14 protein-coding genes and 1 tRNA gene are annotated in these 23,324 nt (G+C 51.0%); 5 read left to right on the top strand and 10 right to left on the bottom strand.

Annotated features, from left to right (window positions below; all coding sequences use genetic code 11):
* Positions 1-61: 61 nt before the first annotated feature.
* The 8 genes from D3A97_RS09870 to D3A97_RS09905 all read right to left on the bottom strand — a co-directional run bounded on the left by D3A97_RS09870 (position 62) and on the right by D3A97_RS09905 (position 15,355).
* A complete protein-coding gene (locus D3A97_RS09870; RefSeq protein WP_119078186.1) occupies positions 62-1,543 on the bottom strand; it encodes a glycoside hydrolase family 28 protein in 1,482 nt (493 codons plus the stop codon).
* Between the two features lie 10 nt (positions 1,544-1,553).
* Positions 1,554-4,433, bottom strand: a complete 2,880-nt coding sequence (locus D3A97_RS09875; RefSeq protein ID WP_119078187.1) for a glycosyl hydrolase — start codon at positions 4,431-4,433, stop codon at positions 1,554-1,556.
* Between the two features lie 15 nt (positions 4,434-4,448).
* On the bottom strand, positions 4,449-6,032 hold the full coding sequence (locus D3A97_RS09880; RefSeq protein WP_119078514.1) for a RagB/SusD family nutrient uptake outer membrane protein: 1,584 nt from the start codon (positions 6,030-6,032) through the stop codon (positions 4,449-4,451).
* 46 nt (positions 6,033-6,078) lie between these two features.
* Positions 6,079-9,408, bottom strand: a complete 3,330-nt coding sequence (locus D3A97_RS09885; protein WP_198673914.1) for a TonB-dependent receptor — start codon at positions 9,406-9,408, stop codon at positions 6,079-6,081.
* Between the two features lie 200 nt (positions 9,409-9,608).
* On the bottom strand, positions 9,609-10,763 hold the full coding sequence (locus D3A97_RS09890; RefSeq protein WP_119078189.1) for a FecR family protein: 1,155 nt from the start codon (positions 10,761-10,763) through the stop codon (positions 9,609-9,611).
* Positions 10,764-10,836: 73 nt separating this feature from the next.
* Entirely contained in the window at positions 10,837-11,430 is a 594-nt protein-coding gene (locus tag D3A97_RS09895; RefSeq protein WP_119078190.1) for an RNA polymerase sigma-70 factor, read from the bottom strand.
* A 42-nt stretch (positions 11,431-11,472) separates the two neighbouring features.
* Complete coding sequence (locus D3A97_RS09900) at positions 11,473-14,445, bottom strand: glycosyl hydrolase (protein WP_119078191.1); 2,973 nt, start codon at positions 14,443-14,445, stop codon at positions 11,473-11,475.
* A gap of 136 nt (positions 14,446-14,581) precedes the next feature.
* Positions 14,582-15,355 carry a hypothetical protein gene (locus tag D3A97_RS09905; RefSeq protein WP_119078192.1) on the bottom strand — a complete coding sequence of 258 codons (774 nt, stop codon included), beginning with the start codon at positions 15,353-15,355 and terminating at the stop codon, positions 14,582-14,584.
* Positions 15,356-16,086: 731 nt separating this feature from the next.
* Here D3A97_RS09905 and D3A97_RS09910 point away from each other — a divergent pair.
* From D3A97_RS09910 to D3A97_RS09920, 3 genes are read left to right on the top strand one after another with little or no spacing between them, the layout of a single operon-like run.
* A complete protein-coding gene (locus D3A97_RS09910; RefSeq protein WP_119078193.1) occupies positions 16,087-17,226 on the top strand; it encodes a restriction endonuclease in 1,140 nt (379 codons plus the stop codon).
* A 34-nt stretch (positions 17,227-17,260) separates the two neighbouring features.
* Entirely contained in the window at positions 17,261-17,884 is a 624-nt protein-coding gene (locus tag D3A97_RS09915) for a hypothetical protein (protein WP_119078194.1), read from the top strand.
* Positions 17,885-17,943: 59 nt separating this feature from the next.
* Complete coding sequence (locus D3A97_RS09920; RefSeq protein WP_119078195.1) at positions 17,944-18,645, top strand: hypothetical protein; 702 nt, start codon at positions 17,944-17,946, stop codon at positions 18,643-18,645.
* Between the two features lie 192 nt (positions 18,646-18,837).
* On the opposite strand, the gene D3A97_RS09925 is transcribed toward D3A97_RS09920, so the two are convergent.
* A tRNA-Leu gene (locus D3A97_RS09925) sits at positions 18,838-18,919 on the bottom strand.
* A gap of 90 nt (positions 18,920-19,009) precedes the next feature.
* Positions 19,010-19,279: a hypothetical protein gene (locus D3A97_RS09930; protein WP_119078196.1), complete on the bottom strand. Its 270-nt coding sequence runs from the start codon at positions 19,277-19,279 to the stop codon at positions 19,010-19,012.
* A 383-nt stretch (positions 19,280-19,662) separates the two neighbouring features.
* On the opposite strand from D3A97_RS09930, the gene D3A97_RS09940 reads away from it, so the two are divergent.
* Positions 19,663-21,894, top strand: coding sequence for a RelA/SpoT family protein (locus D3A97_RS09940; RefSeq protein ID WP_119078198.1), 2,232 nt, complete (start codon positions 19,663-19,665; stop codon positions 21,892-21,894).
* 75 nt (positions 21,895-21,969) lie between these two features.
* Entirely contained in the window at positions 21,970-23,232 is a 1,263-nt protein-coding gene (locus D3A97_RS09945; protein ID WP_119078199.1) for an adenylosuccinate synthase, read from the top strand.
* The last annotated feature ends 92 nt before the right edge of the window (positions 23,233-23,324 follow it).

Here is a 23,324-nt window from a genome sequence, read left to right on the forward strand (position 1 = left end):
GGAACTGAACAGGCCTGGCCCGCCGCCGGGAGACTCTACGGTTGCGGTGATACCGGTATTTTTATGGCTTTACCGGCTGTCCGTTGATGTTGACGCCGGTTGACCTGCTGGCATGGTAGATATCTTTTTTCTCCGGTTCTTTTACCGTAATACCCGTCATTTTACTGGTGTGTACATTGTCTATCACCAGCGCGGGCCTGAAGTCTTTTTTTGCGCAGGTCAGCGTAAGCCCGTCTACCTGTATGTTTTTTGCATGGCGGATAAAGAAGCCCCAGGCCGGCAATTCCCTGAACATAGAAAACTCGGGGTACGCGGTGGCCCGGTCAGGTATCCGGCTAATGGTGTCAAGCGCTACTTTGGCCAACAGCGGGTTGCCGCCGCCAGGGTAGCTGATGGTGATGTTTTTGAGCGTAACGTTGGAGATGAGAGCGTCCGGCATGCCCACTATGGCCGCCGGTGAAATATTGCGGGGCATGTCTTCTATGGGGCCTTCGTATTCATAGCCCGCATCCGGCTTGGTGGCCGGTATTTCCGCATAAAGATTGGCGATGCGGATATTTTCCAGCCGTGCTTTTTTACCGGCCACCCGTTCACCAATGCGGAGGAATATAGCGTTGCCGGTGTTGTAGGCCTGCAGGCCGTCTACCTCCATATCTTCCAGGTAACCGCCGTCTACCGCCAGCAAAGCAATGGCGGAGCGGTAAGTATCGAACACCCTGATGTTCCGTATCCTGATATTGCCGAACCCACCGAGAGAAGCGGTGCCGAATTTGATGCCGTTTGCGCTGGAGCGTACGGTACAATTCTCGATCAGCACGTTTTTGCAGGCCTTTGCCGCATCGTGAGATTTGAGGCAGATGCCGTCATCATCAGCATCTATGTAAGAGTTGGTGATCTTTACGTCTTCGCAGTCTACAATATCAATTCCATCGTTATTCCAGTAGGCCTTGCTGTCTACCGTAATACTGTCCAGGTGCACGGTTTTGCACTGGTCATATGTCTGTACCCAGCTGGAAGAGTTTTTCAGGGTTACGCCGCGTACCAGCACGTTGCTGCAGCCGCGGAAGTTGATGAGCATGGGCCTGCTTTCGGCCTCGGGCCTGTCATAACGGAAGCCGTCTTTTATCAGCCCTTTATGGATCATGTCTACAATATTACGCGCTATGTAACGCCCCCGTCCGTCAATGAAACCCTGGCCGGTAATGGCGATGTTTTCCTGGTCATATGCAAAAATGAGGGCGGTGAATATTTTCCGGTCATAGTCCCAGGGGTTCAGCGAGCCAATGAGGCCTGCGCCCTCCTGCAATTGTATGCTTACGTTAGACTTCAGATGAATAGAACCGGTGAGGTACCGGCCTACATGAAACACCAGCCTGCCGCCGCCGTTATTGTGGATGTAGTCTATGGCGTACTGGATGGAGCGGGTGTTGAGGGTAACGCCATCTGAAAAAATACCGAACAGCGAAGCGGGATAATCTTTCGCCTGGAGTTTTGAAAAAGGTAACAGAAAAGCTAATACGATCAGTAATCTCTTGATATGCATACGGCTGTTTTTAGATTCTTACATAAGGTGTATTCCCCTCTTCCGGGGCTACTTTTACCGGCCCTATGAGGCCCATGGATTGTATGGGCTGGTTCTTCCGGGCCTCGTTGGTCCAGTATTGGGCAACGCGGTTATCTTTGAGTGTTTTCATGTAGTTGCCCATGTTGGTGGTGATCTTTACCTCCAGGGCATTGGCGCCTGTTTTCAGATGTCCGCCCACGTAATAGAGGCGCCGGCCGTACCATTGCACCCCGCAGGATTGGCCGTTCACGAACACTTCTGAAATGCCGTGCGCCTTGCCCAGGTCCAGCCAGGCCATTCCCTGCTTATCTGTTACCTGCAAGGTGTGGCGGTACAGGATGGTGCCGGTGAAATGCCGGAAGGGCTCCATTTCTGCCAGGTCTTTCAGGGCTGCCATTTCTATTTCGTTGACGGCCCCGGTGAGATGCCTGAACTCCACTTTCCATGGCCCCGTCAGTGGTTCGCCGCCGCCGTTCAGTTGCAGCGGTTTGAGCGCCGGGCCTTTCCTGGTTTTGTCAAATACCAGCAACCGGGAGTCTGCCGGCCCCAGGTCAAGCCGGATGAAACCGGCGTAAGAGGGAATGTGATGCCTCTCCCCGTTATCGGGGTTCCATAGCCAGGCCTGCTTGTTGCGGCTTATGGCTTCGGAGATGTGGATGTCTATGGTATAGGCTTCGTCCATATGAGAATTGGTGAAAAATAATATTTCCGCATCATTTGCCTGGTAACGCACCTGCGTTATAAAAGGATGCGGGGCCTGGATATTCACGTACGGCGTGATGTGATATTGTTCCTGCACATCCCTGTACCACTTGATAAAATCCTTTTCCGGCTTTTTAAGCAGGATGAAGCGGTCTGCATACGTTTTCATTTTGGCTACCAGCGCCTGCACCTGTGCATCGCGCTGCGCGTGATCTTGCCAGCCGGTAGCTTTTTCAGGGCAGGCCTCTATGCAAAACACGCGGCCGCCGGCCTGTATGAAATCATGCAGTTTCTGCAGGGTAGCGGGGGCCATGCTGCGCACCTCGATCATAAATATAGTGTGATATTTCCGGGGGCCATAATGCATATGGCCATTTTTCATAACGGCGTCCTGTATCACCCGCTCAGACACATAGTCACAGCCGCTCCCGTTTTTATGAATGGCTTCCCATACCAGCGTCTGGTAGGGCGGGTGGATGATGTGGGGGAACGGCTCGTTCTGTGCGCTGTAAATGCTCCACATATCCGCTGTGGGCGGTAATACGGCAATATCCGCAAACATCTCGCCCTGCTGCAGCAGGGCTGACAGCCGCGCCTTGTAGTCTGTAAAATGGCGGAAGTAGGGCCACCAGGGATTTCTTTCATTATAAAACCCGCCATACCTGATCCAGCCGGGAAAAGGCGCATCTGGCGGCGAGTAGTTGAACCCGTGGAAGATGGGGTGCGTAACGCCGGAAATGGTGCTCTGGTCACCGGCTATTTTCAATATTTCAAGAGAATCGTTAAAGACCATATCGGTGTTGGTCAGCTCCTCGGCACTGATGTATTTTTTACCTTTCAGGTGGGCGGCGGAGGATACATATTTGTTGATCATGGTATATGCCCTGCCCATGCGCGGGTCATCTTCCGGCATTTTTGTGCCGATGCCGTATTTCAGCCATGTTTCGCATTCCGGCAGGTCAAACGCAAAGCTGCCTTCCAGTAAAAAATATCCGCGGCCATAAGCCTGCACGCGGGATTTTACATTGTTTTTCCTGCACCAGTCCGCAAAGGGCTGTATAAACCTTTCTTCCAGCAGCTCGGCCTTGGTCAGTTCAAAATCATACCGCATCCGTTCGGCCATGTCTTTTAGTTCAGGGTTAAGGGCAACACCGTACGTATAGTCGTAGGTGTTACCCATGGATGATATCTTCAGCAGCACAAATGGCAGGTAGGGAAACAGGTTGTACCCCCGTCTTTTTTTGAACTCTTCCATCATGTCGCTGCACCAGTTGGCGCCTTCCAGCTCCATGCTGTCTGTAAAAAACGCCCGCACATAGCTGGAAAGCGGCCCTATCCGTTGCTGGATGGTGTCTGTCATGTGGTTGAGGTACTTGTTTACCGCCTCTTTGTTATAGTGATTGAGCACCGGGCCGTTTGCGCCGGGCGCTCCGTTGATCACTTCCATAAAGCCGTGTATCTTCACCAGCCCGTACAGGGCATATTTACCTTTCGGGATATGGATATAAAGATGATCGTGCTGCACCTGTGCCGTAACGTCCTGCACATCTTCCAGGTTACCAAGCGGGTCCGGCACCAGCATTACCTTTATCATTTCCATGGTACGGCCGGAAAAGGGCGAAGTGATGGCCGGGTCTGCTTCCCTGAACAGGTCGAACATGGAGGTTTCATATTCCAGCGGGCCCTCCAGCTTTTTAACCGCTATTACCACTACCTGCGAGCGTTCTTCATCTTTCAGGTATTCCGCGCCGAAGGGCCAGCCGGAGCCAACTATCAGGTCGGCCGTCATGCCGAGAGACCGCGCTTCTTTCAGGGCGGCCAGCAGCAGGTCGTTCCACTGGTCGCTGAGCCATATTACAGCTGCTTTGCCCATATCATCTGTTCTGGCGGGGAATTTTATCGGGTTGATCTCCACGCCGCCGATGCCGTTCTCTTTCAATACGCGCAGCTCCCTGATCAGCTCGTCTTTTTCTATTTTATCGCCGTTCCACCACCAGCGCACAAAGGGGCGGTACACCGGCAGCGGGTCTTTGAACAATCCGTACAGGTCTTTGGCGGCGTTAACGGCGCGGTTTACTGCGCCGCGCGCTATGCCGGGCAGCGTATGTAAAAAGGTATAGCCTGTTGTCAGAAGGGTACCCCTTAACAGAAAATCTCTTCTTTTCATCTGATTACGTTATTCCTAATAACCATTATTCTGTACCAGTTGTTTATTGTACTGCATTTCCCGGAAGGGGATGGCGTATACCAGCCGGTTGTTGTTGACATTATAAGAAGACGGGTGCAGGTAGCCGTAATGTGCTTTCATGTAGGCGCCGTAGGCCGTGATGACGGGTATGGCCTGCTCTGTACGTACAAGGTCAAGCCAGCGGTGGTTCTCAAAAGCCAGCTCTATTCTCCTTTCGTGCGCAATGATGGCCCTGAGCTGCGCCTGGTCCGTGGTGGTTACGGCAGGCAGCCCGGCCCTGGCCCTTACGCGGTTCAGGTGAGGCAGTGCTTCCGCGGCGGCGCCGCCTTCATTGAGGCATTCTGCCAGCATCAGCAACACGTCTGCATACCTGAACACGGGCCAGTTGTCTCCGGTGTTGTTCACGGTAGTGTAGGGCGGATGCAGGTATTTCCTGATAAACCTTTTGGCAACCTTGCCCGCGGGCGGCCCAGGGTAGTTCACCACGCTCACTATTTTTTCCGGAACAAAGTCCGCGTTGGCATCCAGGCGGCCCTCGGCGATGGCCACGCTGGCGTCCATCCGTTTGTCGTTCAGCTCATAGGCCGCCATCATATCGTCAGACGGCACGTTCCAGCCGCCATCGCTGTTGTTGTAAGAAATGTCCAGGATGGCCTTTGTATCCGGCGTTACCGGTATGAAACGGTAAATGAGGTTGCCCTGCAGCCCTTCCGTGCCTTCCTTGTACTGGATCTCGAAAATAGATTCCCGGCTGTTCTCGTTGGCGGGAGTGAATATGGAGGCATAATCTGGCAGCAGGTCATAACCCATTTGCGTAACGCTTTGCAGCAGGGGCACGGCATCTGCAAATCGTTTACGCGTGATGTATACGAGGGCCAGTTCTGTGGCCGCCATGCCTTTGGTGACGTGGCCGGATTGCGGGAAACCGGCGGGCGGCCCCAGCAATGCCAGCGCATCTGTAAAATCCTGGATGATCTGTGCATAGACGGTGTCTGCACCCGTACGCGGGAGGAATGCGTCTGACACGGCCTTTACTTCATGCAGGTGGAGCGGCACAGCGCCATAGTGGCGCACCAGGTCGAAATAATAATGTGCGCGGAGCGCTTTTGCTTCGCCTGTTATCATTTTCCGGTCTGCTTCGTCCATCTGGAAGCTGATGGCCGCTATCCTGTCCAGTATCACATTGGTGCGCGAAATACCTACATAGGCCGCCTGGTAGCGGCTGGCCACTACGCCGTTGGTAGCTTCGTCCATAAAATCCGCCAGTTGCTCATACCCGGCGCCGCCACGGTCTTTGGCGTTATAATCATAATGTGTATTATCTGAACGCATTTCGTCCATAAAAAAGGCGATGTTGTTGATGCCTGAACCGGCTTCGTAGGTGCCGCGGGTGGGGTTGATGGCGCCTCGCAACGGAACATAAGCACCGGTCAGCGCCTGCTTGAAATCGTCTGTTGAAATGAAGAAATTGCCTTCGTTCAACTGTCCCTCCGGGTATTCATTCAGGAAATTATTTTTACAGGCAGTTACCAGCAGTGTAGCCGCCAGCAGTATTGCCATCCATCTGTTCTGTTTCATTTGCAACTTGTTTATGTTGTGGTCAGAAGACATCGGAGATGCATTTTTAGAAATTGATATTGGCCCCTATCATGAACGTTCTGGGTATCGGGAAGGAGCCGTTGTCCAGGCCTGCGGTTATCTGCTGGTCCCGAGTATCATTCACCTCCGGGTTCTGGCCGGGGTATTTGGTGAATACAAAGGCCTGCTGCACGCTGGTGTAGAGCCGGGCGGACTGTACGTACTTCAGCCGCTTCAGGTCAAAAGTATAGCCCAGGGTAATGTTTTTGATGGTGAGGTAATCTCCGTCAAACACCCAGTTGCTGTTGCCCAGGCGGTATAGTTCCGTGGTGTTGGCCAGCGTTCGGGGCACGAGGCCGTTGCCCGGGTCTTCTGGAGACCGCCAGCGGTTGGCCATGTCTTTCGTTACGTTGAAAATACCGTCTATGTTCACCAGGTTCTGCATGTTGGTGTTCATGATCTTGTTACCTGCCTGGCCGGCCACAACAATGGAGCAATCGAAATTCTTGTAGCGCAGGTCGTTGGCCATGCCAAAAATGACGCGGGGGTTGGGATTGCCCAGGTATGTTCTGTCATCCGCATTGATCACGCCATTACCGTCTATGTCTTTCATGCGGGTAGAGCCCACTGCGGAAGAAACGTGTTTGGGCTGGCGGTTAAATTCATCCTGTGTCATGTAAATGCCGTCAAATACATATCCCCACAGCTCGCCTATGCGCCTGTCTTGCGCAGTACGGTTAAAATCGCCGTAGGTGCCGGTGCCGCCGATGAAGCCGGGCGTTTGCAGTTCCGTTACCTTGTTATCGTTGAAGGCAACGTTGAAAGAGGTATTCCATTCCAGTTCTCCCGTGAGGTTGCGGGAGTTGATCTGCAGCTCGTGGCCCCACATGCGGAAGGTGCCTACGTTGTAAGCCACGTTTGCAAAACCGGAGGCCCATGGTACGCTCCACTGATAGAGCAGGTCTTCCGTTGTTTTGCGGTAGTAGTCGTAGCTGAAGGTGATCCTGTCTTTCAGCAGGCTCAGTTCCAGGCCGAGGTCCAGTTGCCTGGAGGTTTCCCAGGTGAGATCGTTATTGGCCATCTGGATAACCGACTGGCCGGGCGCGAGCGTGGAGCCGTTAAACACGTAGTTGGTAGCGTTCAGCAGCGCGGTCTGTGTATAGTTGCCGATGTTGTTGTTGCCGGTAAGGCCGTAACTGCCCCTTATTTTCAGGTGAGAGAGCGTGCCGGATTTGGGGAAGAATGGTTCCTCACTCACTATCCAGGCCGCGGAAGCGGAGGGGAAATAACCCCACTTCCGGTTACCGCCGAAGCGGGAAGAACCATCCCGCCGGATGTTGGCGGTCACGTAGTATTTATCGGCAAAGCCGTAGTTAAGCCTGCCGTACCAGGAGAGGAGCGACCATTGGTCGTTGTTGGTGCTGCCGGTAGTGGTGGCGGCGCCAGATATCCAGGGAATGCGGTCATTCGGAAAGTTGGCGCCGTTCACTACCCGGTTGTTCTGTTCATATTTCTGGGCGCTGTAACCCGCCAGCAGATCGAAGTTGTGACTGCCGCCCAGCTTGAACTTGTACATCAGCATGTTTTCGCTCAACCAGGAAACAGCGTTGCTGGAAATAGCGCTGGCCGTGGCCGGTTGTGGCGGAGGGGCGCCAAAGCGCCCGGTGGTGGAAGGAGAGAAGCTGTTGAGATCTGCGTCTATCAGGTCTGTATTGAAGGTGGTCCTGAAAGTGAGGCCGGGCAATAGTTCCAGCTCACCATAGATATTTGCCAGCAGGCGGAGCGTTTTCTGCTTGTGGTTCATGATCAGCAGCTGCTGGTAGAAGTTGGGCAGCTTGTACATGCCATAGGAGCTGGCGGATGTGGGCAAGGTACCGTCAGAATTAACCGCGGGGATCAGGGGCGAACTGATGAGCGCCCCTGAAACCGCCTGCCGGTTGTTATCAAGCGTGGTGCTCCGTGTATTATTATCTTGCTGGTAAGTGGGCGCCAGGTTCAGGCCCAGCTTCAGTTTATCATTGGGCCGGAACTCGTTGTTGCTGCGCAGGGAGAAACGCTGCATGCCGGTATTGTACATCACGCCCTGCTGGTTGAAATAGGTGAGCGTGGTGCTGGACAGTACCTTTTCAGTTCCGGTAGAGATGTTCAGGGAATAATTGGAAATGGGGGCCGTTCTCAGCAAGGCATCGTACCAGTCTGTTCCTTCACCGTACTGCAACGGGTTGGCGTAGTCTGCCGGTATTTCCGCCAGACCGGAGGAGGGGTCTTTCCAGTTTTCATATTTGATCTTGTCTTCATAAAAACCGCGCATGAATCCGGCAAACTCCCGGGCGTTCATCATGTCTGGCCGGCCTCTTTGCGGAACGCTTTGCCAGCCGTAGTAGGTGTTGAAAGACATGGCAGTGCGCCCGGCCCGGGCCTGTTTAGTGGTAATGATCACTACGCCGTTAGCGGCGCGGGAGCCATACAGTGCTGTGGCAGACGCGTCTTTCAATACGCTGTAACTTTCAATTTCATCCGGGTTGATCACGTTGATGTTATCTCCGGCTATAGGTTGGCCGTCTATCACTATCAATGGCTGGTTGCCGGAGCGGAGGGAAGAAGCGCCTCTGATCCGGAAGGTCATGCCCTGGCCCGGACGGCCTGATACCTGGCTCACCTGCAAGCCGGCCACGCGGCCCTGCAGTTTCTGGCCAAATTCCGCGGCGGGAATGTCCTGCACGTCTTTTGTGCTGACCTTTGTAACCGAACCGGTAATGCTCCGCTGGCTTTGCGCGCCGTAGCTCACCACTACTACCTGCTCCAGGTTGGCGCCTACTTCCTCCAGTACCACGGGAATATCTGTGCGCCCGTTCACCGGCTCTTCTTTTGTGCCATACCCCAGGAAACTGAATACCAGTACGGCGTTGTTGTCAGGTACGTTGATGGTGTACCGCCCGCTGACGTCTGTGGTGGTACCACGGCCGGGAACGCCTTTTACCTGCACCGTTACGCCGGGCAGTGCCTCACCGGAACCTTTAATGGTTACCTGGCCCTGTACCTTCTTTTCCTGTATTACCGGGGCAGGAGGTTTAACAGCAGGGGGGCGCTGTTTGATAATGATGGTGTTGCCCGAAATAACATAGGTGAGCGGCTGGTCTTTCATGCAGATGTCCAGCACTTGCGTTACCGGCATGTTCTCTACATCCAGGTCTACTTTCCTGGCCTGTTTCAGCAGGTGGGTATTGTAGAGGAACTGGTAATTGCCCTGCTTCCTGATCTCCTCAAATACTCTTCCGAGGGAAACATTTTTACCCGAAAACGTGATGATCTGTGCTGATACATGTGCGCTCACCTGCATACAGGTTGCGGTGAGCAATACAACAAGCAGTTTCATGACAAGGAATATTTTACTTGACCTTCCGGCAATAGCAATTCCTCCTTTACATTTTGTACAGGAATCCATACTTTTGTGGTGTTTGGGTGTTGTTAAAAAAATCGTGAACAGATAGTTTTGACATGCTGCCCAATTCCGGCAGGGGCGTGGCCGCGCTCCTGCTTTTCTGCAGCTTCTCTTTTGGTTGTTTTACCGGTTTATCATTTCGCTGTTACGGTCACTTTCCGGCCTTCTATCTTGAAAGACACTTCTTCTGTCAACTCCAGCATTTTCAATACTTCAGATATGTCAGACGCCCGGGAAATGTACCCGTCATAATCTTTCATGGTCATATTGCCTGCATACACCGGCTCTATATCGTACCAGCGTGCCAGCTGCTTCATAATATCCGTGATATTGTCTGCGCTGAAGCGGAAGTACCCGTTCTTCCACGCCATTACCCGGTCAAGCTCCGGATGGGCTATAGAGAAGGCATTGCTACCGGTTTTCCATTGGGCCTGTTCTCCCGGCCTGATAGACACGCTTTCCGTGCCTTTGGTGAGCCGGACGGCCCCTTCCAGCAGCGTGGCGGCAAGGATGTTTTCATCCATATAGGCGTTCACGTTGAAGTGGGTGCCCAGTACTTCTATGGTCATATCGTTCACCGCTACCCTGAAGGGCCTGTGGGCATCTTTGGCAATTTCGAAATACGCCTCTCCTGTCATTTCCACCTTTCTTTCCCCGCCGGTAAATGCCGTGGGGAAGCGGATAGACGAGGCGGCATTGAGCCAGGCCTTGCTGCCGTCTGGCAGCGTTATTACAAACTGGCCGCCGCGGGGAGTGGAGAGGGTATTGTATGTAACCGCTGCGTTGCCGTTGCCTGCCGTGTAAAGCAACTGCCCGTTGCGCTGGTTGATAACGGTGTTTCCCTGGCGGATCACCTGGTTGCCCGCGCTGTCTAGCGTTACTACAGACCCGTCTGCCAGTACCAGCGTGGCTTTGTTGCTGCCGGGCCGTATGCTTTCCATTTGCTGCGTGCCGGATGTCATGGCCGGTTGAGGTTTTTTAAGGGCCCACCATCCGGCTATCAGCAGGAGCATGGCCGCAGCGGCCGCTGTTGCGATACGCGGCCAGAGGGAGCGGCGCTTGGCGGGGGCAACAGCGGATTGTATGTTTGATAACAATGTTTCGCTTTGGGTATCCGTGAACACCTTTTCCCCGGGCTCAAAGGTGTTGTAGGCTTCTTCCATCAGGCGTTTTACCGCCTCTGCATTCTCCGGCCGGCTGGCCAGCAACGCCAGTTCATCCAGCTCTTCCCTGCTGGCGGTTTTCCCGAAGTACCGGAAAAATAGATAAGTCAGCCTCTCATTTGACATGCGGAAAATTTAAGGATACTATACACTAAAGACACGCCGGGGTAAAAAAGGGGTAACGGGAGAGGAGGTTTTTTTAGCGATGGAACAGTATCCATATCAATAGCAATAGCAGCGCGTTGATGTGTGCCCGTACATACTGCGTGATGGAACGCAGCGCCAGTTTCATGTGCTTTTTGGCGGTTTCTATGGAAATGCCCAGTTGTGCGGCAATTTCCTTGTGCTTCAGGTGCTGGTACCGGCTCAGAAAATACACTTTCTGCTGCTGGGGCGGTAGCTGGGCCACCGCAACGTCTATCAACGCCCGGTAATCTTCTTCCGGCGGTGGCGCATCCTGGGTAGTCACTTTTTCAAACTGGCTGGCCCAGCGCATTTGCCTTACCTGTTTGTTGGCTTTTTCGCGAAGGCAGTTAAAGGTGCGGTTCCGGGAGAGGATGAAGAGGTAATGAACAAAATTGTTTAGCTCCGGCAGCGTTTCCCGTTTCATCCAGAGCTTGATGAAAACATCCTGTACAATGTCTTCCGTCATCTCCTGCGATTCTGTGAGCCGGTGAACGTACTCCGCCAGTGGCTGATGGTATGCCCTGAACAGTTGTGCAAAGGCCTCCGGGTCTCCGAGCGAAACCTGTTTCAGTAGTAGCGGCTCATTATGTACCGGTTTTATGGCCAAACGGTTACTATTGGTTTGTTACTAAATTTAAAGAAAATAAAGTCACTTTTCATATTGAATGGTAACAGGCCCCATTAGTCCTGAAGGCAGCAGGGGCGAATCTTTTTTATAGGGATTACGTGTGGCAAAAGCGTATCGCCCGCTGGTGCGGGGCTTGCCTTCCAGCAGCCATGCCGGCCATTGCCCGTTCTTTACGCCATCGTCTGGCAGGGAGGCATCTCCAATGAGCCTGTTGGGCCAGAGGTTGGCCACTTCTATTTCCACCTGGTTGCTGCCTGGCCGGAGGGCGGCGGTAATATCCACGCTCCAGGGCGCTGTCCACACCACCCCGAGGTCTTGACCGTTCAGCCGCACACGGGCCATATGCTTCACTGCTCCCAGATCAAGATAAACTTTACGAGGCGCGGTCATGTCTGGCATATTGAATTGCTGTTTGTACACGGCTATGCCCGAATAATATTTGATGCCTGCTTCCCGGCGTTGCGTCCAGTCTTCCAGCTGATCAAAAGTTATCGTGGCCGGCCCTCCCCACCTGGGGTTGAATGATACTGCCCACGGGCTTCCCAGTGTGGCGGCCACTTCACTTTCCGGGAAATTCAGAGAAGGGCCATTTGCCAGGGCGGGGCTTTTTTCGAAAACAACGAAGAAACTCTGGTAAGGTGCAAATTTCATAGGAATAGTTGTTTGGCCGTTGGCGGTATTAAACTCCGGTAATGGCCGGATATCGCCGGTCAACGGGTCCCACAACGAGGGCGCGCCCTGCGTAGTGCGGAAAATGCAGTCGGTTTGCAGCGGCTGGTCTGTGCGGTTGGCCACAAAATAAATATCCCTGCCGGGCATGGTGCGGTGGGTACAGCGTACCGGCCCTGCGGATGTAAAATCTTCCATCAATCCTGTTTCCTGCAGTATTGCCGCAGTAGCAGCGTAGTCAGGGTAAAGCAGGTTCTCCGCGGGAGAGAGGTTGCCGCCCCAAATGATCTTCCCTTTTCCGTAGGGGCGTATGGTTTGCCGTATGGGCGTGTTCAACCCGCCCCAGATGGTTTTGGCGGTGGAGCGAACTTTTGCATCAACAGCCGGGTAGCCGGAAAGGCCTGGAGCCCGTGTTGGCGGCGGCCCTATTATAGTAGCGCCATCGTGTATCAGCGCCCGTATTTTTTCCAGCAAAGCGGCAGACATCACTCCCGCATCCGGCAAAACCAGCAGGCGGTAGCTGGCGCCGCCGGGGAATACGATGTTGCCCTGTTCTACCTTTGCCGCGTATAACTGCCCCGGCGCGCATCCGTCAAAATTATACCCTTTCCTGTCAGGCAGCACTGCGTCACCTTCAAGCGCGGACGCAGGCGGGCGGAATACATGCGGAGCGCCTTCCGGCGAGAGGTAGAGAATGTCAGCCACCGTGCGGCCCTGTTGTAAAATGTACTGGCACCGGGAAATATACCGGTGATAGCCGTCTGCCATAGGCCACCATGTTTGCCCACGGTCCCAATGCACACCATAGGGCCCCATGGTCATGCCCGGACGGAGGGAATCATTCAGCGCCTGGTTGATGAAAGTATGATACACCAGGCGGTTGATGCCGGCTGCAAAAGCCCAATCTCCCTGTTCCTTCATGGAGCCGGGGTATTGTTGCCAGGATTCCTTGTTCTGCGCGGTGAAAGCCTCTGCCGGTACAAGGGGAATGCCGTTCACATGCGCAATGGAAACCGCTTCAATGCAACTGAACGAAGTATTAAAGCCGAAGCCTTTGCTCCAAAATTCGCACATGGGTATATCTGCCACGGCGCCCAGCTCCAGGTCTGCCGTGGGGTTCATGTCATATGGTTCAATGGAAAGCTGCAGGCCGTTGCGGTGGCTGTATTTTTTCAGGTGCTGCGCGTGGTTGGCTATCACTAGTTCCTGCAGGGTGAGGCGCAGGTCCCAGAGGAAGCGTTCGCTAATGGCCGGGTTTTCCACAATATGGCCTGCATAGACGGGAAAAAACGGCAACGGGTCATAGCCCCGTCGTTGCGCAAAAATCTTGCGGAAACCGGGCGTCCAGTTCTGGGCGCCCATTTCCCAACTGTCCATGTGCAGCGTTTTTAATCCCCCGGGTTTGGCCGGGTCAGGGGGGCCTATGCGGCGCAAGAGCTTTCCCACATAGGCGTCAAGATGGGCATTCATGGCCACAGTATCCAGTTTGTCTGCTTCAAACCCCAGCCCCGGGAATGGCGCCGGCCGCGTTACTGCGCCGTTGTTGCGGACGCCAAAACGCATGATGGTCCAGTTGCCCGGTGGAACTTTCCAATGGAGCGTACCGTCTGGCCGCAGTTTGCCGGTAAGGTTGACGATCTGGTTTTTCCGGATGCCAGTTGGCTGCCTGGCGGTGTCAGGCGCAGGCAGGTACTGTTTAACGTTTGGCGCGGAGCTGTAGGGTGCGCGGTAGTAGAGCGCTTTTTCGTCAACGCCTGTTATTTTTTGTGCCGTTGCCGGCGCAGGGAAAGCCAGCACTGCCACATCTTCATAAAAATCATTCCACTGTTTTTTCATGGCAGGCGTTAGCCCGCCTTCACCAAAGAAGGGTTTCCTGGGCGGCGGTACGGGGAGCTGTATTTTCTGCTGGTAAGCGCCTGATACATTGATGCTGCTTGCCACCAGATGCTGCATGGATTGGCCGGGCTGTACCCATGGCCCGCCACTACCGCTCCAGCCGGGACCTACGCCCAGGGTGACGGCAATGTTCAGCCGTTCAGATTCCCGCATGGCATGGGTGAATAATTCCTGCCATTGCTCACTTAAAAAATCAACCGGCCCGCGCGGAATGCCTACGTTTACCTCCAGGAATACCACATAGCCGATGCCCGCCCGCTGCATAGATTCCAGGTCTGCCGTCATGGAGGCTTTTGACTGGTTGCCATCCATGAAGTACCAGTAAACTCCCGGCCTGGCTGAGGGCGGTGGATTGCGGAAGCCTGTTTTCAAGCTATCTGACTGTGGGCTGCCGGCGAGTGCCAGCATTAAAAGCAGGAAATTCATCATAACGGGGCAATTCGCTAACTAAGTTAATCGTTAGCGGTGGATTGGGCATCCTGTGGTTTCCTGCTTTATATGGGGGATGCCGGTAAAGCGGGGACCAATGAACGGTCTTACTTATGCAGTTGGACAACCAACTATGCTATCGGTCGGATCGTTTCCTGATCTCATCAATTTCCCGCTGAAAATTTATCAATGATTCATTTTGTCCTTTACACACTTCCCGCAATTCCCTTAGCTTTTTATCCTGTTGTATTACATATAGCGTCAATTCTTCTATCTTTTGCAATAGCCGCATGTTCATCTCGCCTATATCCAAACCGTCTTTTTCTACTTCCGCTTCGGTGGGAATATTGGGTAAATGCTGATGTTGCCGGATAAACTGCTCCACCTCGCATAAGGAGGGCAGGTGATAATCAGGCTTCAATACAAAATCTGCCCAAGTGTTTTGTGTTACTTTCACCTTACGCGCTCCAATAGTACCTTCTACGGCCAGTTTGTTGGAGCCAGGGGTTGCAGTTCCGATGCCAACATTGCCCCCATTAATGAAACTGATACCATTTGACTGGAACTGTATTTTCAGCACCTGGGAATCCTGTTTGGGCGCATCATACATCCGCAATCCAGACACCAACAGACCTGAGCTGGAGCCGCCGGGCATTAAATGCAAAATATTGTGAGCGTAAACCCCCTGGCGGGTGCCCATTATGAGATTGTGCCCGGACCAATGAAAATAACTGTGAAGAAGCCCGTTCTTCACTTCGCCACCATCCAGGTATATCCGTCCATTTTGCACATGCAGCTTCTCAATGGGATTAGTAGTGCCGATACCTACGGTATCCGGGGTTATCTTTTGTTGCGCTATTGTGGCCAGGGGCAGTAATGACGCCAGCCACAAAATGATACGAGTTTTCATGTCAGGGACTATTTTTTATAAATTTTTCAAAAAAATGACACAACCTGCTATTGATCAGGGCAAAATATTGATCAGGAAGTTCTTGTAAATGTTGATGGGTACAGGGTCATATAGTAAAAAATATTACGAAGGCAGATAGACCTTTATGAGAACTAAAAATACTTCTTCTTTTGAGTGGTTGTATTATTTTTCACTATATCATTTTTCCAAAATGCTATCCGCAGGTTTGACAAAATCAGTAAGAGAATTGAAATGCGTATATCTAAAACAGGAACTCCAGGTGTAGGTACATGAGGAGCGGGGCTTGTTGACTTAAGATAAAAAAAGGGGAAATCTTTTAGTTTCCCCTGTGTGCGGGAGACGGGAGGTGGTTAGAACTTTTTGGCAGATTCTTGTCACCCTTGACAAAGTTACAAATGAGTCTGGAAAATTGATAATCAGTGAATTGCAAGATCGAAAGCCACAGAAATTGGCGAAAGAGCCAAAAGGTAGGCAGGACCTTATTGGGAAATCTTAAAGGCACTGACCCACTTTTGGTGGTTGAGTTTTCGACAGAGATATACTGATAGTCAACGACAAAAGTGATCTTCTGAAATCAGCACAAAGGGGTCAACCTCATCGGATTTTCCAACATTCTTTAAAGAGGGCTGGTTGACGAACCGTTCTCTTCTTATTTACTATTTTCTGTATATTTATTTCGTAAAGCACCTTGATTTAGACACCACATTAACATGACCTTTGACTTTGAAAGAGAATATAATCGAAATTTTATTGGGCGTGAAAAAGAGTTAGAATGGCTTGATGAACGTCTTTATAGACGTGATTATTCTTTCTCCCCAATTATTGTTTCAGGTCCAATCGGAGTTGGCAAAACTGCTCTTGTGAAACAGTGGTTTTCTTCAAGGAGAATTTCATACACTCCATTATGGCTAGACCTTTCTTCAAATATTGACGACAATGCCATTGATAATTTGCTTATTGAAATTCGAAGGATAAGTGATGACAGATATGAGAGGGGAGATAGAGGGTTGACCATCGTCGTTGATGGAACTGATGTTTGGCCTCAAAAAAAACATGAAGAAGTCGCCGGAAAATTTTTTAACTATAAAATCGTTTCTTCACTTGTCTTTATTAGACAAAAGGAATTAAAATTTGCAAAAGGGCAACATTTATCGCTTCGGCCTCTATCAAATTCCTCGACAGGAGATTTATTGCGGAAACTATTGTCGAGCGAGTTGACTGATGTACAAATCTCACAAGCTATTGAGACATCGAAAGGATTTCCACTCGCCCTTTCTATTTTAAGTAAACTAATCCAAGGTAACAATATCGACTCAATACTTTCTTCAACAAAGGAACCACTCTACGATATTCAAAATGACATTCTTCTTCCCAAAAGGCAAATCATCACCGCAACAAAACCAATCATAATCAGTGCAAATCATAAGTTGATTGAATTACTGAAAAAGCAGCCTGTTAATCTACGAAATATAACACCAAGAGAATTTGAAGAGCTATTGGCTGACTTATTAAGAGATATGGGATGGGACGTCGAATTAACTAAACAGACAAAAGATGGTGGTTCTGATATTCTTGCTTATCTGAATACAGAAGTTGGTAGATTGTTGTGCCTCGTGGAAGCAAAGCATTATCGTGAGGACAGAAAAATCGGAGTCGAGCTAGTGAGAACATTATATGGAACACTTTGTGACGCCCAAGCTAATAGTGCTATGTTAGTTACAAGTTCATCATTTACCGCGGATGCTAAAACGTTCCAGCAGAAACACCAATATCAATTAACATTGAAGGATTATGCTGACGTTGTAGAATGGATAATGAAATTTGGAAGTAAGAAGAATAACTTCGCCTAACAAGGGATTGTCAAAAAACGTCAGCCACAATGCAATGAAACGACAACAAACAGAAGATATTATCAAGTTTTTAAAGAACAATATTCAACCTTTGGAAGACAATGCTCATGGACTTAGCTATAGAGCATCGGTGTATCTGACAGACGGAACATTTTTGCCTTGCGTCATTTTTCGCAATACAAAACCTGTTGTGAATTTAGCTATTAGACGATTTAAAGAAGAACAAACTGGGAAAGGTATTTTTAGTCGTTCTTCAGGGTTCGGATACTATGAAATTGTTAAGACTTTTGTAGCCCACGGAAATTGCATTAATGACTATGACATTGATAGAGTTGAGAAAAGTAGATTTGCGCTTCCCTTAGACATTCAAAAACAAATTCGTGGTGAAACAACAATGGGTTGGACAGGATTTGCAACAAAAATGAAAGACGGAAAATACTTTGGTTTCGGGACGACTTTTCATTGGGAGTTTTTTCAAATGCCGGATGGTTGTTCTGCTGATGACATTGGAGAAATAATAAGTCATAGTTACGTTTTGAAAACAGGCGAATTAAGAAATCATAAAGTCCCATTTTTTGAACATCATACTGACGATTATAAAGATGCAGTAATTCACCGAGAAAGACCGTTTTTTGAATGTTACATAGACAATATATGACAGAGGGACAGAAATACAAAATAAAAATGCACTGTGGTTAACATTATATTGACAATACTATGGACCAACATTACGAATTATTGACTAGACTTTATTTGAGGCTAAAAGGTTACGTTGCTTCAAATCTTATTTTTCACTCAGACCAGTGGGGAAATTCAAGGTCGGAGCTAGATCTAGTTGCAATACGAATGCCTCATCATTCACAAGAATATCGACAGGTTAATGTTCCTGATTATTTGGACTGTTCAGAAGCTAGAATTGAAGTACTTATAGGAGATGTCAAGAATTATGCAAAGCTGGGCGATGTAAAGTTCAACAAGGGGCTTAGAAGAGATAGGGAAAGTATAAGACAACTTATAGATTGGCTTGGAATCTATGAAACTATAACCAACGAACAACTTGATAAGTTTGAAAGCAATTTGAACTTGCATAAAAACAAAGAATTAAATGGCTTTGCTGAATTCAACGAGGACTTACCTCTTGGGAAATTCAAATTTAAGTTTACGTTTTTCTGTCCTTCTTTGCCAGAATGGAGTGGAAAAGGATTCAAGTATATTCATGGTAAAGAAATGATCGACTTTGCGTGGGAATGTTTGAACGAAACATCAAGAATAAAAACCTGTTCCAGGAGATATGGCTTTGACGGTTGGAATGAACTCGAATCTTATGTAAGATTCTTTAAAGACAAAACAGACAAGGTAACAATCGAAGATTTTGAAGAATACTGCAAGAACCCTTTACGTAAAGGTCCTTCCGCCTAACATAAGTTGGCAATGGTAACTATAATAATCGATTTCATAATGTAGGGAAAACTAACCAAAATATACCCGTAGTTCAAACATAGCCTCATGGGATTCGAGCTCTCCTTCAAACTTGATTTCCAATTAATTAAAAAAGGTCAAAAACACAAAGGAGCTATTTCTCTAAGAAATAACTCCTTCATTTTGATACTGTGCGGATGAAGGGACTCGAACCCCCATGCCTCGCGGCACCAGATCCTAAGTCTGGCGTGTCTACCAATTTCACCACATCCGCAATAGCCTTTGAAAAAGGTCTGCAAAGGTATCTTTTTTTGCCAATTTTAAAAATATTTATAACATAACGTAAGCAGCCGGCGGCGGCGTTTCACGGTATGGCCCGACCGGTCATTTTTTCGTTATTCAGCCCGGCGCCTTCATGCTGGGTAATTTCGGCAGTTGCCGCATCCCGGGAGAATGTTAGATCGAGTGTATACAGGTTGATGGCGCCTATGAGGTCCAATTGCAGGTGAAGGGTTTGCGGGGTTGTCCACACAGCGGTGCATCCCTGCCGCAGCCGCGTAATGGGGTTGACGGAAAAAGCATTTGCCCCGTTCAGGCCAACGGGGCAGGTCATTTTTCTACCAGCCCATTGCATGGTGGCTTCATGCGGGTTTTGGAAGGTAAAGCGCAGGCTGTCCCAGGCCAGGGAATTAGCAGGCAGCTTGTATGTTTTACCGGAAACAGGCAGGGCTGTGGCATGGGCGGGCGGAGAAACGGAAGGGGCATCTGCAGCCTGGCGGATGTTAGCCTGCAGTTGCCGGAAGGCTTGTTTTCCATTTCCCTTTCTGTAGCATCAGCTGGCCAATACGCAGCATGTCATAGGAATGCAGCTGCAGCTTCTTTACTCCTTCGCTCAAAACAGCATTTTCCCCACCGGGGCCACCTGGAACGGACCGCCACAGGAAACTAACCCCCTGAGTCTCAATCTCTTTCCGCCGCTTCTTATACTGCCGGCTATTTCGTAATTTTGGAGTTAGCATGGAAACTGTGACCGTTCAAAAATATAACCTCAACGAAGAGCAGGAGAAGAAAGAGATAGTCCGGCATTACCGGGCCCTTTTACGAGCCCTCAAGCCCCGCCTCAAAAAAGGGGACAGGGAACTGGTTCGTACCGCCTTTGAAATGGCTGCCGATGCCCACAAGGATATGCGCCGCAAATCCGGGGAGCCTTATATCCTCCACCCGCTGGCCGTAGCTCAGATCACCGTGGAAGAGATCGGCCTGGGGGTGCGCTCCGCCATCTGCGCGCTGCTGCACGATACCGTGGAAGACACCGAGGTAACGCTGGAAGACGTGGAACGCGAGTTCGGCTCTGAAATAGCCCATATTGTAGACGGCCTCACCAAGATATCTACTGTTATAGACTCCAATACCAGTACCGCCCAGGCGGAAAACTTCAAGAAAATACTCCTCACCCTGGCGGACGACCCCCGGGTGATCCTCATCAAGCTGGCCGACCGTATGCATAATATGCGCACGCTAGACAGCATGAGCCGGGAAAAACAACTGAAAATAGCCTCTGAAACGGTGTTTATTTATGCACCCCTGGCGCACCGGCTGGGCCTCTACATCATCAAGAGCGAGATGGAAGACCTGGCCATGAAGTATACCGAGCAGGACCAATACCGCGAAATTGCCCGCCGCCTCAAGGAAACCAAACGCGAGCGCACCCGGTACATCAACGAGTTTATCAAGCCTATCAAGGAGGTGCTGCAGGAAGAAGGCTTCCAATTCGAAATATACGGCCGCCCCAAAAGCATCCACTCCATCTGGAACAAGATCAAGACCAAGGGCGTGCAGTTTGAAGAGGTGTATGACCTCTTTGCCATCCGCATCATCCTGGATACGCCGCTGGAAAAGGAAAAGGCAGACTGCTGGAAGGTGTATTCCATCATTACGGACTTTTACCATCCCAGCCCCGAACGCACGCGAGACTGGCTGAGCAACCCTAAAAGCAACGGCTATGAGGCCCTGCACGTAACGGTAATGGGCCCCAACGGCAAATGGGTGGAGGTGCAGATCCGCTCCAAACGTATGAACGACTATGCGGAAAAAGGCGTGGCCGCGCATTGGCGCTATAAAGAAGGCAACCAGAGCGTGCAGGAGTCCAAGTTTGAGCAGTGGTTCAGCCAGATCAGGGAGATCCTGAACAGCCCTGATTCCAATACGCTTGACTTCCTGGCGGATTTCAAAAGCAACCTTTTTACTGAGGAAATCTATGTATATACCCCCAAGGGAGACCTCAAAATACTGCCGGTAGGCTCTACCGCCCTTGATTTTGCCTATTCCATCCACAGCGCCGTGGGTAACAAGTGTATCGGCGCCAAGGTCAACTACAAGCTGGTGCCCCTCAGCCATAAACTGCGCAGCGGGGACCAGGTGGAGATCATCACTTCCAACAAACAAAAGCCGTCTGAAGACTGGCTCAATTTTGTACTGACTGCCAAGGCCAAAAGCAAGATCAAGGACGCGCTCAAGGAAGAGAAGCGGAAAGTGGCCATGGACGGGAAGGAGCTGTTGCACCGCAAGCTGGATCACATGAAGGCCTCCCCCAGCCAGTATAACATCAACGAGCTGGTACAGTTCTACAAACAGCCGTCCCCGCTGGACCTGTACTACCAGATAGCCGTTCGCAACATAGACCTCAAGGAGCTGAAGCAGTTCCATGTGCTGGGAGACAAGCTGGAGCCGCCCAAGCCCGTGAAACCCCAGGAGCCGGTGGTGGAAGAGCACCACAAGCAACCCTCCAAAAAGGACGCGGAACTGATCATTTTCGGGGAAAGCTCTGACAAGATCGCCTACAAGCTGGCCAACTGCTGCCGCCCCATTCCGGGAGACGACGTGTTCGGCTTCATCACCGCCAGCGAAGGCCTGAAGATCCACCGCACCAACTGCCCCAACGCCGCGCAGCTGCTTTCCCACTACGGGCACCGGGTGGTAAAGACCAAGTGGGTGAAAAACCGGGAAATCTCCTTCCTGACGGGCCTGCGCATCATCGGTATGGACGATGTGGGGGTCATTCACAAGATCACCAATATTATCTCCGGCGAGCTGAAGATCAACATTGCCGGGCTCACCATTGAGTCAAGGGAAGGCCTCTTTGAAGGGCTGATCAAGGTATTTGTGCATGACAAGGACGAGCTGGACGAGCTGGTAGAGCGCCTTAAGGGCCTGGAAGGCATCCAGAGCGTAAGCCGGCTGGAAGATTAATTTAATTTCCTGGCACATGTCGTTCAATCGCCTTATTTTTGCTCCTTCTTTTAAACCATAAATCACTTTTAAACAATGGTAGATGTACTGCTGGGGCTGCAATGGGGCGATGAAGGCAAGGGCAAGATCGTAGACTATTTTGCGGGCAAATATGACATTATAGCCCGTTTCCAGGGTGGCCCCAACGCCGGGCATACCCTGTATGTCAATAATCAGAAAGTGGTGCTGCACACCATCCCCTCCGGTGTGTTCCACGGCAATACCCTCAACCTCATTGGCAACGGTGTGGTGCTGGACCCCGTTACTTTCCGGAAAGAATGCCAAACGGTGGCCGCACTGGGCATTGACCTGAAAAAGAACCTTTTTATTGCGGAAAAGACCCATATTATAGTACCTACTCACCGGGCGCTTGACAAGGCTTCCGAGCTGGCCAAGGGCCATGAAAAGATCGGCTCCACGCTCAAGGGCATAGGCCCCGCCTATATGGACAAGACCGGCCGTAACGGCCTGCGGGTGGGGGATGTGCTGCATCCTGATTTTGAGGTGCTGTACGGCAAGCTCAAGGCCAAACACCTGCAACTGCTGGCTAATTACGACTTTACGGAAGATATCACCGAATGGGAAAAAGACTTTTTTGAAGCGGTGGCCTTCCTCCGGGAAATGAACATCGTGAGCGGGGAATACTGGCTCAACAACCATTTGAAGGCCGGCAAAAAAGTGCTGGCGGAAGGCGCCCAGGGCAGCATGCTGGATGTTGATTTCGGTACCTATCCTTTTGTTACCTCTTCCAATACCATATCTGCCGGCGTTTGTACCGGCCTGGGTATTGCCCCCAAATGGATCCGCGAAGTGATAGGGGTCACCAAAGCGTACTGCACCCGTGTAGGCAGCGGCGCTTTCCCCACCGAGCTGGAAGACGAGACCGGCGAAACACTGCGCCAGGCAGGCCACGAATTTGGCGCCACCACCGGCCGGCCCCGCCGTTGCGGCTGGATAGACCTGGTAGCGCTGGATTATACCTGCATGCTCAGCGGCGTTACCCAGCTGGTAATGACCAAGAGCGACGTGCTGGATGCTTTCGAAACCGTCAGTGCCTGCGTGGCATATGAAATCAACGGTAAGCAAACGAAAGAAATGCCCTTCCAGATAAACGGCCTTACCATCCAGCCCGTGCTGGAGAGCTTCCCCGGCTGGTCTGCCCCTACTGCTGCAAGCCGCCAATACAGTGCTTTGCCCGGTGAAATGAAAAATTTCCTATCTTTTGTGGAGAGCTACCTTGGGGTACCTGTGCAATACGTGTCAAACGGCCCTGGCAGGGACCAGATACTCGAAAAGTAAAGTCAAAAAAATACAAAAAAAAGAGTCAAAAAAAAATTTGGCGAATCAAAAAAACTGTTAAAACTTTACCCTAGAATCTAATTGTAACGTAC

The organism is Chitinophaga alhagiae, assembly GCF_003568665.1.
In the GTDB taxonomy this organism is placed as follows: domain Bacteria; phylum Bacteroidota; class Bacteroidia; order Chitinophagales; family Chitinophagaceae; genus Chitinophaga; species Chitinophaga alhagiae.